This window comes from Actinomadura barringtoniae (assembly GCF_017573505.1).
Lineage (GTDB): Bacteria > Actinomycetota > Actinomycetes > Streptosporangiales > Streptosporangiaceae > Spirillospora > Spirillospora barringtoniae.
The window spans coordinates 42,204-57,631 of sequence record NZ_JAGEOJ010000020.1 but is presented as its reverse complement, the minus strand read 5'-3'; the positions used below and the strand labels follow the sequence as shown (position 1 = coordinate 57,631).

General features: G+C 68.5%; 13 protein-coding genes. 8 read left to right on the top strand and 5 right to left on the bottom strand.

The window, feature by feature from the left end; translation table 11 throughout:
• Positions 1 to 121: 121 nt before the first annotated feature.
• Both J4573_RS39865 and J4573_RS39860 read left to right on the top strand, forming a co-directional pair.
• Positions 122 to 1,741, top strand: a complete 1,620-nt coding sequence (locus J4573_RS39865; protein ID WP_208261337.1) for an ATP-binding protein — start codon at positions 122 to 124, stop codon at positions 1,739 to 1,741.
• Positions 1,738 to 2,403: a response regulator gene (locus J4573_RS39860; protein WP_208261336.1), complete on the top strand. Its 666-nt coding sequence runs from the start codon at positions 1,738 to 1,740 to the stop codon at positions 2,401 to 2,403. The genes J4573_RS39865 and J4573_RS39860 overlap by 4 nt, the downstream gene beginning before the upstream one ends.
• Here the strand turns inward: J4573_RS39860 and J4573_RS39855 are convergent.
• The 5 genes from J4573_RS39855 to aceA form a co-directional block, all read right to left on the bottom strand.
• Complete coding sequence (locus J4573_RS39855) at positions 2,352 to 3,341, bottom strand: ABC transporter ATP-binding protein (RefSeq protein ID WP_208261335.1); 990 nt, start codon at positions 3,339 to 3,341, stop codon at positions 2,352 to 2,354. The genes J4573_RS39860 and J4573_RS39855 overlap by 52 nt on opposite strands.
• Before the next feature lie 5 nt (positions 3,342 to 3,346).
• Positions 3,347 to 4,147 carry an ABC transporter permease gene (locus tag J4573_RS39850; protein ID WP_307797279.1) on the bottom strand — a complete coding sequence of 267 codons (801 nt, stop codon included), beginning with the start codon at positions 4,145 to 4,147 and terminating at the stop codon, positions 3,347 to 3,349.
• Positions 4,140 to 4,928 carry an ABC transporter permease gene (locus J4573_RS39845; protein ID WP_208261334.1) on the bottom strand — a complete coding sequence of 263 codons (789 nt, stop codon included), beginning with the start codon at positions 4,926 to 4,928 and terminating at the stop codon, positions 4,140 to 4,142. The genes J4573_RS39850 and J4573_RS39845 overlap by 8 nt, the downstream gene beginning before the upstream one ends.
• A 151-nt stretch (positions 4,929 to 5,079) precedes the next feature.
• Positions 5,080 to 6,573 carry a M1 family metallopeptidase gene (locus J4573_RS39840; protein WP_208261333.1) on the bottom strand — a complete coding sequence of 498 codons (1,494 nt, stop codon included), beginning with the start codon at positions 6,571 to 6,573 and terminating at the stop codon, positions 5,080 to 5,082.
• 251 nt (positions 6,574 to 6,824) lie between these two features.
• Positions 6,825 to 8,108, bottom strand: coding sequence for an isocitrate lyase (gene aceA, locus J4573_RS39835; RefSeq protein WP_208261332.1), 1,284 nt, complete (start codon positions 8,106 to 8,108; stop codon positions 6,825 to 6,827).
• A gap of 150 nt (positions 8,109 to 8,258) precedes the next feature.
• Here aceA and J4573_RS39830 point away from each other — a divergent pair, with 150 nt between their 5' ends.
• From J4573_RS39830 to J4573_RS39805, 6 genes are all read left to right on the top strand, one after another.
• Complete coding sequence (locus J4573_RS39830; protein ID WP_208261331.1) at positions 8,259 to 9,695, top strand: helix-turn-helix domain-containing protein; 1,437 nt, start codon at positions 8,259 to 8,261, stop codon at positions 9,693 to 9,695.
• A gap of 202 nt (positions 9,696 to 9,897) precedes the next feature.
• A complete protein-coding gene (locus J4573_RS39825) occupies positions 9,898 to 10,875 on the top strand; it encodes a glucosyl-3-phosphoglycerate synthase (protein WP_208261330.1) in 978 nt (325 codons plus the stop codon).
• Between the two features lie 120 nt (positions 10,876 to 10,995).
• Complete coding sequence (locus tag J4573_RS39820; RefSeq protein ID WP_208261329.1) at positions 10,996 to 12,225, top strand: acyl-CoA dehydrogenase family protein; 1,230 nt, start codon at positions 10,996 to 10,998, stop codon at positions 12,223 to 12,225.
• 372 nt (positions 12,226 to 12,597) lie between these two features.
• Positions 12,598 to 12,843 (top strand): helix-turn-helix domain-containing protein, encoded by a 246-nt coding sequence (locus J4573_RS39815; protein ID WP_208261328.1) that lies wholly within the window; start codon positions 12,598 to 12,600, stop codon positions 12,841 to 12,843.
• Positions 12,828 to 13,964 (top strand): tyrosine-type recombinase/integrase, encoded by a 1,137-nt coding sequence (locus J4573_RS39810; protein WP_208261327.1) that lies wholly within the window; start codon positions 12,828 to 12,830, stop codon positions 13,962 to 13,964. The genes J4573_RS39815 and J4573_RS39810 overlap by 16 nt, the downstream gene beginning before the upstream one ends.
• A 1,062-nt stretch (positions 13,965 to 15,026) precedes the next feature.
• The gene (locus J4573_RS39805) at positions 15,027 to 15,296 is read left to right on the top strand and encodes a transposase (RefSeq protein ID WP_208261326.1); all 270 of its coding nucleotides are present in this window, start codon (positions 15,027 to 15,029) and stop codon (positions 15,294 to 15,296) included.
• Positions 15,297 to 15,428 lie beyond the last annotated feature (132 nt).

The following is a 15,428-nucleotide window of genomic DNA, read 5'->3' as shown; positions in this document are numbered from 1 at the left end:
GATTTGGGAACTATGTGCTTACAAGCCGCATAACCAGGGGTTTTGTGCATAGCCAAGAGTTTTGCGCGTTCTGCTCAGAACGTGCGGAACTACCATCAGCGATCGGTTACGGTGACTCCTCATGTCGCTCCGCCCCCGCATCCCCTTCGCCCGGCAGGTGCTCGCCCTGCAGGTCGGCGTGGTGCTGGTCGTCGCGTGCCTGGGGTACGCGCTGGTGGCCTGGCGGCTCGACTCCGAGCTGCGCGGCCAGTACGGCCAGCGCGCCCTGACCCTGGCCCGCAGCGTCGCCGCCGACCCCGACATCGGGGAGGGCGTCCGCGTCAACGACCAGCCCCGCGTCCAGGCCCGCGCCGAGGCCGTCCGGCGCCGTACGGGCGCGCTGTTCGTCGTGGTCACCGACCGCAACGGCACCCGGCTCGCGCACCCCAACCCCGACCAGATCGGCGCCCGCGTCAGCACCGACCCGTCCGGGCCGCTGGCGGGCCGGGAGGTCTGGAACATCGAACGCGGCACGCTGGGGCTCTCGGCCCGCGGCAAGGTCCCGCTCCACGACGGTACGGGCGCGATCGTGGGGGAGGTCAGCGTCGGGTTCGACGCCGCCGCCATCGACCACGAGCTGCACGACAACCTGGAGGTCCTCGGGCTGTTCGTGGCGGGCGCGGCGATGCTCGGCATACTCGCCTCGGCGGCGATCGGCCGGCGGCTGAAGCGGCAGACGCTCGGGCTGGAGCCCTACGAGCTGGTGGAGCTGGTCCAGGAGCGCGAGGCGGTCCTGCACGGGGTCGGCGAGGGCGTCGTCGCCGTCGATCCCGCCGGGCGGGTGGCGGTCGGCAACGTCGAGGCGGGACGGCTGCTCGGCGCGACGCCTGAACGCGGCGCGCCCGCCGAGGAGCTGGCCGAGGACGGGGCGCTGCGCGACGTGCTGGCCGGGCGGCGGGAGGCCGACAACCTCTTCGTGACCGCCGGCGAGCGGGTCCTGGTCGTGAACCGCCGCGAGGTCCGGCGCGGTGGCCGCCACCTCGGCGCGGTGATCACCCTGCGGGACCGTACCGACCTGGAGACCCTGGCCCGCGAGCTGGACTCGGTCCACACGCTGCTGGACGCCCTGCGGGCCCAGCGCCACGAGTACGCCAACCGGCTCCATACCCTGTCCGGGCTGCTCCAGCTCGGCCACCACGAGGAGGCCGGGTCCTACATGGAGACGCTGGTGAGCGACACCGGGCCGATCGCGACGACGACCGGGGCGCACCCGCTGGCCGACCCGTTCCTGCAGGCGTTCCTGGCCGCCAAGCGGGCCGTCGCGGCGGAGAAGGGCGTACGGCTCGACGTCGGCGAGGGCAGCATGGTCCTCGGCCGGGTCGCCGAACCGCTCGTGGTCACAACCGTGGTCGGCAACCTGGTCGACAACGCGATCGAGGCCGCCAGATCGGGGGAGCGGCGCCCGGCCCGCGTCGAGGTGGAGCTGCTCGGCGACGACCGGGACCTGCACGTCACCGTCGCCGACTCCGGCGACGGCGTGCTCGCGGGCATGGTCGAGGACGTGTTCCGCGACGGGGTGTCCACCCGGCATGCCGACGACGGGCGGACGCGCGGGCTCGGCCTCGGGCTGGCCCGCCGTACGGCGCGTTCCCTGGGCGGCGACGTGACGTTCGCCGAACCCGCGGACGAGGGCGGTGGCGGTGGCGGGGCGGTCGCGGTGGCGCGGCTCCCCGGGGTGCTCGGAACGGAGGTCGCAGGATGATCAGGGTGCTCGTCGTCGACGACGACTTCCGGGTGGCGCAGGTGCACGCGGGCTTCGTGACCGCCGTGCCCGGCTTCGAGATCGCGGGCCTCGCGCACACCGCGGGCCAGGCGCGCTCGATGGCGGCCGAGCTCGCCCCCGAGCTGGTCCTTTTGGACGTCTACCTCCCCGACGCCTCGGGCCTCACGCTGCTGCCCGACCTGGACGCCGACGTGATCATGGCGACCGCGGCGGCCGACCCGGACTCGGTGCGCGCCGCGTTCCGGCACGGCGCCCTGCACTACCTGATCAAGCCGTTCACGGCCGCCGTCCTCGGCACGCGGCTGTCGGCGTACGCGCGCTACCGGCGGGCCCTGGAGTGCGGGGACGAACTGACCCAGGCGGCCGTCGACGGTGCGGTGGCCGCCCTGCACGCGCCGGTGAACGCTGAGCCGCCCGCGCCCAAGGGACAGTCGCCGGTGACCTCGCGGCTGATCTCCGAGGCGCTGCGGCGCGCGCCCGAGCCCCGATCGGCGGCCGAGGTCGCCGAGGAGGTCGGCGTCTCCCGCGCCACCGCCCAGCGCTACCTGGCCGCGCTCGGCGAGTCGGGGAAGGTCAAGGTGAGCCTGCGCTACGGCGCCACCGGGCGGCCCGAGCACCAGTACGCCTGGTCGCCGCGGTAGAGCCGGGCCAGCACGTCCTCGATGTCGGTCTCGCGGACGGCGATGTCGCGGACCTCGTGCCGCTGAGCGAGGGCGGCCACCACCGTCGCCGGGTTCGCCGTGCGGGGCAGCCGCAGCCACTGCCGCGGCCCCTCCACCCGTTCGACAATGACGTCCGGCACGTCCGGCAGCTCGATCGGCGGTCCGGAGTCGGCGAGCTCCACGACCAGGACCCGTTCCGCGCCGACGGTTTCGCGCAGCCGGTCCAGGCCGCCGTCATAGGCGAGCCGCCCGTGATCGATGATCATCACTCGCCGGCAGAGCCGCTCGATGTCGCCCAGGTCGTGCGTGGTGAGCAGGATCGTCGTGCCGCGCTCGGTGTTGAGCACCTGGAGGAACTCCCGCACGGTCGCCTTGCTGACCACGTCCAGCCCGATCGTCGGCTCGTCCAGCACCAGCACCTGCGGATCGTGCAGCAGCGCCGCCGCCAGGTCGCCGCGCATCCGCTGCCCGAGGCTCAGCTGCCGTACGGGCGTGTCGAGGAACGGGCCGAGCTCCAGCAGCCCGGTCAGCTCGGCCAGCCGCTCCCGGTGCGCGGCCGTGTCGACCCGGTACAGGTGGCGCAGCAGCGCGAGGCTGTCGCGCAGCGGCAGGTCCCACCACAGCGTCGTGCGCTGCCCGAACACCACGCCGATCCGGCGGGCGAGCGTGGTGCGCTGCCGGGACGGGTCCATCCCGAGGACCCGCACGTCGCCCGACGACGGCGTGAGGATGCCGGTCAGCATCTTGATCGTCGTCGACTTGCCCGCCCCGTTCGGGCCGAGGTAGCCGACGAACTCGCCGGGCGCGACGGTGAACGACACCTCGTCCACGGCGCGCACGGTCGTCCGCGTCCGGCGGATCCGCCCCGAGCGCGCGCGGACGGTGAACGACTTGGTGACGGAGGCGACCTCGATCATGCTTCTCAGCTTCCGGTCGATCGGTAGTGGCGCAGCCCCGCCCGCCAGGCGACCGAGGCGAGCGCGCAGACCAGCACGGCCACCGCGGGCGCGGCGAAGCGGGTGAGGGGAGGCAGCCCCAGCGGGTCGGGCCGGTCCAGCACGTACAGCGCGGGCTGCCAGTTGACGAACGCCAGCGGGACGGCGAACGTCACGCCGCGGACGAAGTCGCGGGCGAACATGTTCATCGGATACTGCGTCAGGAACGCTCCACCGTAGGTGACCGACTTGGTCGCGCCGTGCCCGTCGATCAGGACGAACTGCAGCGCGGCCGTCAGCACCCACAGCCCGGCGAAGATGACCGTTCCCGTCACCACCATCACCGGGACCATCGCGACCCGTCCCGGCGTCCAGCCGACGTCGAGCCGGGGGAGCGCCAGCCCGAGCACGGCGACGCCGGGGATCACCTTGCCCGCCCGGCGGGGCGAGAAGTCCTCGGTGGCGATCTGGATCAGTGGGCTCACCGGGCGGACCAGCATGGAGTCGAGGCTGCCCTCCCGGATGTGCCTCCCCAGCCGTTCGGTGGTTCCCAGCAGCAGGTCGGCGACCGCGAACGCCAGCGTCGAGGTGCCGTACAAGAACAGCACCTCGGGCGCGGAGAAGCCCGCGATCCGCGGGGCGCGCGTGAACATCACCAGGATCGCCGCGAGGTCGAGCGCGCTCACCACCGCCGTGCTGAGGCTCAGCAGGACCATCGACACCGGGTACTGCGCGGCCGCGCGCGTCCATGTCCACGCCAGCAGCCCGTACGCGCGGATGCTACCCACCGTGAATCACCAGCTTCCGTCGCGCGGCGGCGGTGAGCGCTGCGCCGGCGGCCAGCAGCGCGACGGCCCAGCCCGCCTGGAAACCGAGTGCGCCGAGCAGATCCGTCCCGGTGTGCTTGCCGAGGAAAACGTCCGCCGGGACCTGCACGAGCGCCGCCCACGGCATCGCCTGGGCGATCGAGGCCAGCCAGCCGGGAAAGACGACCAGCGGCAGGATCATCCCGGAGAAGAACAGCGACATCACCAGCGCGATCGACTGCAATCCCCGGTCGTCGTGCAGCCAGAACACCGCGAGCGCGACCAGGTAGCGGATCGCGAAGCTGACCAGCACGCCCAGCATCGCCGACAGCGCGAACGCGGCGAGGCCCGGCGCGGACGGCACGTTCAGATCGAAGACCACCGCGCCCGCCACCAGCGGCAGCGCGCTGCGCAGCAGCATCTCCGCGCTCGCCCGCCCGATGTCGTCGGCCAGCCACCAGCCCTGGAGCCCCACCGGCCGGTACAGATCGATCGCGACGTCGCCGCTGCGGATCCGTTCGGACAGCTCCAGCCCGCGGAAGAGCTGGACCGGCCCGATCATCGCCTGCGTGATGAAGCAGAACGTGACCGCGTCCGCCACGTCGTAGCCGCCGAGCGCCGGGCGTGCGTGCCACAGGGCGATGAGCACGTAGGCGCGCATGAAGCCGAAGACGGTGTTGGTTACGGCCTCGGCCGCGGAGCTGAGCGGATAAGCGGTGTATCTACGGAACCCGTACCAAGCGACCCAAGGAAAGACCCCCACCCGCCTAGAGCATATGGACGGACACGGGGCAGATCCATGTAAAAAGCCACTAACGGAGCGCAACTCCTTACACGAGCAAGACCGGGCCTGAGGGGAGGGCCCGGTCTTGCCGCGCGGTGGTTCTACGGATTGTTGTGCTGGACGCGTGGTCCTAGTCGAGCGGCGGCTTGCCGGTCGAGTGGATCCACTTGTCGAAGAACGCGTCGAGGTTCTGGCCGCTCACGCGGTTCGCCGTCGCGTTGAACTGGTCGGTCGTGCCGGTGCTGTTCTTGTGCTCCGCGTACCAGGTACGCAGGATCTTGTTGAACGTGTCGGCGCCGACCTTCTCGCGCAGGAACTGCAGCACCATGGCGCCGCCGTTGTACACGCGGTCGTGGAACATCGTGTCGTGCTTGGGGTTGCCGATCTCGACGTCCCACCAGCTCGCCGGCCGGGTGTTGTAGACCGTGCGCACCGCGTCGTGGACCGTGGCCCCGCCGTGCAGCTCGTTCCACCACAGGTGGTTCCAGGTGGCGAAGCTCTCGTTCAGCCAGATGTTCGACCAGTCGCGCACCGACACCGAGTCGCCGAAGTACTGGTGGGCGAGCTCGTGCGCGATCGTGGTGGTGCTGCGCACGTCGGAGTAGAGCGGCCGGGTCGCCGTCTCCAGCGAGAACCCGATCGTCTGGCCGTTGTAGGTCGCCAGGTCGGCGATGGCTCCGGTCGAGTCGAACGGCCACTTGCCGTAGGTCTTCACCCACAGGTCGGTGGCCTCACCGGTGGTGTCCCAGAAGAACTTCACCGGGTCGGGGTTGTTCGGGTCACGGCCGACGAGCTTCGGGTCAACGCCGATGGTCATCGGCACGCCGCCCGGCGTCTTGCCCGACTTCATGATCCACTTGCCGACGTCGGCGGTGGCCAGGTAGGTCGAGATCGGCGTCTTCTCGTCCCACACGAAGGTGGACTTGCCGTTCCTGGTCCGCTGGGAGACCAGCCGGCCGTTGGACATGACCGACAGGCCCTCGGGCACCGTCACCTTGAAGGTGAAGGCCGCCTTGTCGCTCGGGTGGTCGTTGGAGGGGAACCACGTCGAGGAGGCGTCGGGCTCGTCGCCCATGAACGCGCCGTCGTCGGTGTGCACGAAGCCGTACGGCGACCCGAACACCACGGGCGAGCCGACGATCGTCTTCGGCACGCCGCCGTACTTGACGGCCGTGACGAAGTACGAGCCCTCCTTGAGCTTGTGCTTGGGCGTGATGACCAGTTCCTGGCCGTTCCGCGTGAAGTCGGCCTTCTTGCCGTCCACGGTCACGCTGGAGACGTCGAGCTGCTGCAGGTCCAGGTCGAAGCTGGACAGGTTCTGGGTCGCACGGGAGGTGATGGTCGCCGTGCTGTCCAGCTGCTTGGTCGCAGGGTCGTAGGAGAAGTTGATGCCATAGTGCTTGACGTCGTACCCGCCGTTGCCTTCGAGCGGGAAATACGGGTCGTTGATGCCGGGCGCCCCCGGGGTGTACGGGCCGTGTCCGTGCCCGTGGCCGGCGACGTTCGCCGACGCCGCCGGAGCGGCGGCCAGCGAGGCGGCGGTGACCGCGGCGGCGGCCAGTGAAAGGGTGCGCAGCGCCGGGGTACGGCGTTGAGGGATGCGCGCGGATGAGCGCAACGCCATGGTCGGTCCTCTCCCTTGAGTGATCGAACAGCGTGCCTACATTGCCTGGTTGGGTATGCAATGTCGATAGTCGTTCCGAATGTGGCCGTATGGCCTGCCGGATCCGGCCGTGCTGCGCATACAAGGGCATACCAACGCGCACAAGAAGTACCAGCGCATACAAGAAGGCCCCACGGGGGTGTAGGAACCCGTGGGGCCTTCTCGTGCTCTATGGCTCAGGTGAGCTCAGATCAGCTGAGCTCAGAGACGCCTTAGTGGAACTGGCCCTCTTCGGTGGAGCCCTTGAGCGCCGTGGTGGACGAGTCCGGGGCGATCGCGGTGCTGACCTGGTCGAAGTAGCCGGTGCCGGCCTCGCGCTGGTGCTTGACCGCGGTGAAGCCGCGCTCGGCAGCGGCGAACTCGCGCTCCTGCAGCTCGACGTAGGCGGTCATGCCCTCGCGGGCGTAGCCGTAGGCCAGGTCGAACATGCCGCTGTTCAGCGAGTGGAAGCCGGCCAGCGTGATGAACTGGAACTTGAAGCCCATGTGGCCGAGCTCGCGCTGGAACTTGGCGATGGTCGCGTCGTCCAGGTGCTTCTTCCAGTTGAAGGAAGGCGAGCAGTTGTAGGCCAGCATCTGGTCCGGGTACTCGGCCTTGACGGCCTCGGCGAACTTGCGGGCCTGCTCCAGGTCCGGGGTGCCGGTCTCCATCCAGATGAGGTCGGAGTAGGGCGCGTAGGCCTTGGCGCGGGCGATGCAGGGCTCGATGCCGTTGGTGACCCGGTAGAAGCCCTCGGCGGTGCGCTCGCCGGTGATGAACGCGCGGTCGCGCTCGTCCACGTCCGTGGTGATCAGGGTCGCGGCCTCGGCGTCGGTCCGCGCGATGATCAGGGAGGGCGTGTTCGAGATGTCCGCGGCGAGGCGGGCGGTGTTCAGCGTCTTGATGTGGTGCGAGGTCGGGATGAGGACCTTGCCGCCCAGGTGGCCGCACTTCTTCTCGGAGGCGAGCTGGTCCTCCCAGTGCACGCCCGCCGCACCCGCGGCGATCATGCCCTTCATCAGCTCGAAGGCGTTCAGCACACCGCCGAAGCCGGCCTCGGCGTCGGCGACGATCGGGGCGAGGAAGTGCGTGTCGCCCTCACCCTCGGACCACTGGACCTGGTCGGCGCGCATCAGGGCGTTGTTGATGCGGCGGACGACCTGCGGCACCGAGTTGGCCGGGTAGATGCTCTGGTCGGGGTAGGTCTGGCCGGCCAGGTTGGCGTCGGCGGCGACCTGCCAGCCCGACAGGTAGATGGCCTTGAGGCCGGCCTTCACCTGCTGGACGGCCTGGAGGCCGGTGAGCGCGCCGAGGGAGTGGACGTAGTCCTCCTCGTGCAGCAGCTTCCACAGGCGCTCCGCACCGAGGCGGGCGAGGGTGAACTCCTCCTGGACCGAACCGCGCAGCCGCACGACATCCTCGGCGGAGTAGGTCCGCTCGATGCCCTTCCAGCGCTCGTCGGTGGCCCACTGCTGCCGCAGCTCGTCGGCTGCGCCCTTGAGGCGACTTTCGCTCATTGTCTTGCCCTTCTGTGTCGTCCCCTGGGTGCTTGGCCACGATCCTGCCCCGGCCGCAAGCCCCAAATGAACTCGTGAGTAACAGAAGAACTGCGAAATTTCCGCTATCATGAAGCCGTGACGACCTTGCGGCCAGAAGAACCCCTCAACTTGACGAGTGACGTAGATCTCGTCACCTTTGGGCAGCGCCTGCGCCATCTGCGGCGGAACCGGAGCATGACGCTCTCCGACCTGGGGGAACGCGTCGGCCGGGCACCGTCCCAGCTGTCCCTGCTGGAGAACGGGCGGCGCGAGCCCAAGCTCTCGCTGCTGCAGTCCCTCGCGCACGCGCTGGACGTTCCGGTGGAAGAACTTCTGCGCCGCCAGCCGCCGAGCCGCCGCGCCCAGCTGGAGATCTCCCTGGAGGAGGCGCAGCGCGACCCCCTCTACAAGACGCTGGGCCTGTCGCACCTCAAGGTCAGCAAGCGGATGCCGAACGAGGTCATCGAGCACATCCTCGCCCTCTACGGGGAGCTGCGGCGCAGCCGTACCAAGCCGACCGCGAGCCCCGAGGAGGCCCGCAAGGCCAACGCGGCGCTGCGGCAGCAGATGCACGAGCGCGGCAACTACTTCGGCGAGATCGAGCAGGTGGCCGCCCAGACGCTGGACGCGATCGGCTACCGCGGCGGCGCGGTGTCGCAGGGCATGCTGATGCAGCTGGTCCACCACTTCGGATTCGATCTCCAGTACGTCCAGGACCTGCCGCGTTCGGTCCGGTCGATCACCGACCAGCGGCACCGCCGGATCTACCTGGAGCGCGAGCAGCTCGGCATGCACACGCCGCGCACGATCCTGCTCCAGACGCTCGGCCACATCGCCCTGGACCACGACGTTCCGCGCGACTTCGCCGACTTCCTGCGGCAGCGGGTCGAGGCCAACTACTTCGGCGCCGCGATGCTGATGCCCGAACGGGCCGTCGTGCCGTACCTCCAGGAGGCCAAGCAGGCCCGCGAGCTGTCGGTGGAGGACCTCGCCGACGTCTTCTCGGTCTCGTACGAGATGGCCGCCCACCGCTTCACCAACGTCGCGACCCACCACCTGGACCTGCACCTGCACTTCACCAAGAACGACGAGAACGGCACCATCTACAAGGCCTACGCCAACGACGGCCTGCTCTTCCCGCAGGACGAGGACGGTGCCATCGAGGGCCAGCGGATGTGCCGGGAATGGGCGGGACGCCACGTCTTCGGCGCCGCGGACCGGTTCTCGGTCTACTACCAGTACACCGACACCTCCAAGGGCACCTACTGGTGCCTCTCCCACATCGACCCCTCCCACGAGAGGGACTTCGCGATCACCCTGGGGGTGAAGTTCGAGGATTCACGGTGGTTCCGGGGCCGCGAGACCACCAACCGGGTCAAGTCCGGCTGCCCCGACGGCGACTGCTGCCAGCGGCCGCCTAAGGAGCTCGCCGAACGGTGGGAGGGCATGGCCTGGCCGTCGGCCCGCGCCCACTCGCACGTGCTGTCGGTGCTGCCGCCCGGGGCCTTCCCGGGGGTCGACGAGGCCGACGTCTACGCCTTCCTGGACCGGCACGCCGCCGGATAACGGGTGCGCCTGGACCGGCACGCCGCCGCATAACCGGCGTGTTGTGGCGTTGTTAACTCTTGGGGTCGATCCGCCCTGGCGCGTTCCACCGGTGAATGATCTGCGGTGACGCGGTGTTTCCTTAGAGGAGACGTTCCGTGTGGAGACGCGAGAATGATCGGCAGGGAAGTCCGCAAGAGGGTCCGCGGGAGAGGGAGAGCGAGTGCTGCCTGAGGTCGCGAAATGGTTGCGCCGCCGTACCAGCGCGGCGGCGGACTGGCCCCTGCAGACCCTGCTGGCCGCCAAGGGCGACACCCGGATCAGCGTCGTTCTGCCCGCCCGCGACGAGGAGGCGACGGTCGGCACGATCGTCGGCGTGATCCAACGGGAGCTGGTCGAACAGGCCCCGCTGGTGGACGAGATCGTCGTGGTCGACTCCCGTTCGAGCGACCGGACCGCCGCCGTGGCCGCCGAGGCGGGCGCCGAGGTGGTCTGCCAGGACGACGTCCTGCCCGCCGAGGGCCGCATGTCGGGCAAGGGCGAGGCCCTGTGGAAGTCCCTCGCCGTCACCACCGGGGACTTGATCGTCTTCATCGACGCCGACCTGCGCGGCTTCACCTCCTCCTACATCACCGGTCTGCTGGGCCCGCTGCTCGCAGACCCCCAGATCGCCTACGTCAAGGGCTGTTACGACCGGCCGCTGATCAACGGCGAGACCCGGGTCGAGGGCGGCGGCGGCCGGGTCACCGAGCTGGTCGCGCGCCCGCTGATCAACCTGCACTGGCCGATGCTCGCCGGGGTCATGCAGCCGCTCGGCGGGGAGTACGCGGGCCGCCGCGAACTCCTGGAGCAGCTCCCGTTCGTGACCGGCTACGGCGTCGAGCTGGGCCTTCTCCTGGACGTCTTCCGCCTGGCGGGCCTGGACGCGATCGCCCAGGTGGACCTCGGGCGCCGCGTTCACTCCCACCAGACCACCGAGGCCCTGGGCGCGATGTCCAGCCAGATCATGCTGACCGCCTGGTCCCGCCTGGAGCAGCACGGCCGCATGATGCCCCTGGAAGAGCCGGCGACCGCTTTGACGCAGTTCCGGCGGGTCTCCGACGGCCACGACATACGTGTCAGCGACATCGGCGTGGGGGAGCGCCCCCCGATGGCCGAGATAACCGAGTACGCCGCCTCCCGCCGCTCCTTGCTCTCCTGACTACAACGACCGAACCCTCTCCATCACCGTGCCTGTGACTCTGGCCACGGTGTTACCACCGGTAACCCCAACGAATGCTACCGTTGGTAACAGACGATATTGGAGAGAGGGTCAATAACGATGACGAGCACCGAGGCGACGCCGTTCTCGCTGGAGCTCAGCGAGGACGTCAGCGAAGTTCGGCAGTGGGTCCACGACTTCGCCAAGGACGTCGTACGTCCCGCCGCCGAGGAGTGGGATGAGCGTGAGGAGACCCCTTGGCCGCTCATCCAGGAGGCCTCCAAGGTAGGCCTCTACTCGCTGGACTTCTTCGCCACCCAGTGGCTCGAGCCGACCGGCCTGGGCATTCCGGTCGCTTTCGAGGAGCTGTTCTGGGGTGACGCCGGCATCGCCCTTTCCATCGTCGGCACCGGCCTCGCCGCGGCCTCCATCGCCGCCGTGGGCCTGCCCGAGCAGATCGCCGAGTGGGTCCCGCAGATGTTCGGCACCCCCGACGACGTGAAGCTCGGCGCGTTCTGCGCCTCCGAGCCCGACGCGGGCAGCGACGTGGGCTCCATCCGCACCCGCGCCACCTTCGACGAGGCCAAGGACGAGTGGGTGATCAACGGCACCAAGACGTGGGCCACCAACGGCGGCATCGCCGACATCCACGTCGTCGTCGCCTCCGTCCACCCCGACCTCGGCAGCCGCGGCCAGGCCAGCTTCATCGTCCCGCCGCACACCCCGGGCCTGAAGCAGGGCCAGAAGTTCAAGAAGCACGGCATCCGCGCCTCCCACACCGCCGAGGTGATCCTGGACAACGTCCGGATCCCCAGCCACCTCATCGTCGGCGGCAAGGAGAAGTTCGACGCTCGCATCGCCCGCGTCCGCGAGGGCAAGAGCGCCAAGGGCCAGGCCGCGATGAAGACCTTCGAGACCACCCGCCCCACCGTCGGCGCGATGGCCCTCGGCGTCGCCCGGGCCGCCTACGACTACGCCCTGGAGTACGCCAAGGACCGCGAGCAGTTCGGCAAGAAGATCGGCGACTTCCAGGCCATCGCCTTCAAGCTCGCCGACATGAAGTGCCAGATCGACGCCGCCCGCCTCATGGTCTGGCGCGCCGCCTGGATGGCCCGCACCGGCAAGGACTTCACCAACGCCGAGGGCTCCATGGCCAAGCTCATGGCCAGCGAAGCCGCAGTCCGCGTCACCGAAGAGGCCATCCAGATCCTCGGCGGCAACGGCTACACCCGCGAATACCCCGTAGAGCGCATGCACCGCGACTCCAAGATCTTCACCATCTTCGAGGGCACCTCCGAAATCCAGCGCCTGGTCATCGGCCGAACCCTAACGGGCCTCCCCGTTCGGTAGCCCTCAGAGAGACGTGCCCCTGGCCAAGTGCCTGGTCAGGGGCACTTTCACGTCCACCGAAGCCTCCCGGTCATCCGACCCGGAGTGCCATCCTCGCTCGAGCATTGGGCAAGCATTGGATGTCCGTAAATACCTGCGAGATCCGGTCTTTTATGGACCCCGTGCTGAGTTTTTGCTGACCCACCCGCTACCGGGTAAGGGTATTTAGCCCTCCCGGCTGGGCCGATCCAGGCGTGCATGGCCGATAGTGTATAGTTATAATAACTCTACATGTCATCGGGTTGCTGCAGCGGTGCTACCGCATCGCTTGGTCGAGTCGGTTGGGGCCGTATCTGAACGCGAGCAGTTCAAGGTTCGGTGCGGGGAGAAGAGATGGTCAGTCAGCAGGTGGAGGTCGGGCATCGGCTTGGCGGTTCGAACCGGTTGCTGAACGCCGAGGAGGTGGCCCGGCTCCTTGGCGTGCCGAAGCGGACCGTGTACTCGTGCTGGCGGGTGTGGGGACTGCGCGGCTACAAGGTGGGCCGTCACCTCAGGTTCCGTGAGCGGGAACTTGACGCGTGGCTGGAGGGGCGCGAGGTCCCGGCGTCGACGGGTGGGGACCGATGGCCTCGATCCTGAAGCGTTGCCGATGCTCCGAGGAGTCCTGGCCGGACTGCCCTGACGCTTGGGTCGTCCGGTACCGCGCCGAGGGCGGCCGCCAGCGTGAACGTTCCTTCAGCACCAATCTGAAGGTGGCGGCGGACTTCGCGCTCAAGGTCGAGCACGACAAGAGGGCGCAAGTCTTCATCGATCCCAACGAGGGCCGGATCGCGTTCCAGGACTATGCCGAGACCTGGCTGGCCGGCCGCTACATCGCCGACGGCACCCGCCTGGTCTACGACTCACTCTTGCGCAACCACCTCAACCCTGCCTTCGGCCGCCGCCCGCTCAACGCGATCCGCCGCCGGGACATCAAACAACTCCTGATTTCGATGGGCAGCAAGGGACTGGGTGCCAGCCGCATCAACGAAGCCCACCTGGTCGTCGCGGCCGTCTTCAACGAGGCCAGGCGCGACCGCCTGATCGCCGAGTCGCCCTGCCTGGACATCGAGCTCCCCGACGTCATCACCGAGACAGACTTCGTCCTGCCGGCCTACGTGCAACTGTGTTACCTGACCGCCAAGCTCCCGGCGGACTGGGCCCTCACCGTCTGGCTGATGTACGGCTGCGGCTTGCGTATCGGCGAAGCCCTCGCCGTCAACACCCGGTGCCTACGCGCCAACGGCCACATTTTGCGCGTCACCGAGCAGGTCAACCCGACAGCCCAACTCATCCCCTTGAAGTTCCGCAAGAAGGGCGACTACCGCGACATCCCCCTGCCGCTCTACGTCCACGATGCCCTCCAATCCCACCTCACCGCCCACGGCACCACCTCCGACGGCTACCTGTTCCAGGGCCGCCGCCAGAAACTCATCGTCCGCAGGACCTACCAAGAGAACTTCCGCCGCTGGATCACCCGCGCGGGCCTCCCCGAGAGCTTCGTCCCCCATTCCCTGCGCCATTGCTTCGCCTCCACCGCCCTGGCCGCAGGCATCCCCATCACCGACGTCTCCCGCTGGCTCGGCCACCGCAGCATCGAAATCACCTACCGCATCTACGGCCACCTGGTCCCCGGCTCCTTCACCCGCGCCCGAGCCCTCCTCCACCAAACCTTCCTCGACCTCCAACCACAACTCACCTCAGCCAGAAACCTCAACTGATCCGCATCCCTGCGTCGAGCTTCTCGACTCAAACGCTCGGCGACGCGGCTCCGGCAGTGAGGAACTGCCAGAGACGCTCAAGACCACATCCGGCTCCTCTGAAGTCACCTGCACTCGCCGATGAGCAGCAATGAGATCGTTCTGTCAGAGGCAGCTCCTACCGTGACCTCTATGAACGACAGCTTCGTCGGCCACCACGCGACAACCAGGCAAAACACCGGCAGCCAGGTTGACCCACGTGCACCACTGCGGGCCCTCACACTGGTCCTCATGGCCATCTGTTCCACTGCCTGCGCCGTGCTGACGGCTAGAGATGCCACTGGGAAGGCTGCGCTCTCCCTGGTCGTCTTGGTTGCCCTCCTGGCCGCATACCGAGCCTGTCGTTGAGGAGCTCGGTGAAGGCGAGGCGATGCACCGACACCAAGTCGGCCTCGGATCCCAATAGCCAGCCAGCGAGACAGCTGCGCCTGCTGGGATCGGCGGTTGGCGCCACGGCTCTTGGCCAAACGAGGACTTGACGGTCAGCAGCCTGATGGCACATTCGGGCCGAGCCCGGCCATCGCCGTTCGAATGCAATCTGCTCAAGGTAGAAACGGATTGACGCCGAAGGCCGGGCTCCATCGTGACTCTAGCGACCTCGTTGAACGAGCGGGCAGCGACCACCAGTCAGTTGGGCGACCTCTACTGTGTCAAGGTAATCCGCGATCATTGCTGACCTGCGCTGTGAGGCATCTGTGCAGCTCACACGCCTCCGTTCAGGTCCGTTGAACGCCGTTGAGTGCCCTTCAACGCAGAGATGATCTCCCGCTTCTCTCCAGATCTTGGAGGCCGTGACCTCTGGTAGGGCAGCTAGATCTGTAACGGTCCGAGATAGTCAGTGCGTGCGCCCTTGGCTCTGTCGGCTGGTAGATGGGCTCCTCGTGAGGTCCGCTCATGCCGATTAGCGTGTGTCATTTCGCTCAGACCCTGTCCTAGGCGGTTATCGGTGTTGTGGCGGATACTGGTGAATCGTGCTGATGTGCACGCTTGCGTTGCGGTTGGTCCTGGACGAGCTGGGGACCTGTGTTCACCGCGATCGTGTACGTGCTGATCAGCGGGTGTGCCCGGCGGCATCTGCCGGGTGAGTTCCGGGTGTCGCCGTCCACCGCGCACAGCCGGTTCATGTTCTGGACGCACGAGGGATTGTGGCCGAGGCCGCATCAGGCGGTGCTGGGCGAGTTCGGCGCCTACAGTGAGGTCGACTGGAGCAGCGCGATCGTGGATGCATCGACACCAGCCAGCGCCGGGGCCGGGTACGGTCCCCGGCTGACGGCGGGCTCCTCCTCAGACTGAGGAGGAGGACGAGGTCGTCGCCGACGACCTCGCTGCGGGAGGCATCCAGTCGCTCCTCGAAATCAATCCAGGGTCTGGGGCCGCACAGCGGCAAGCGAACAAGATTCTCGCCGACCTGACCGGGATCCCTTT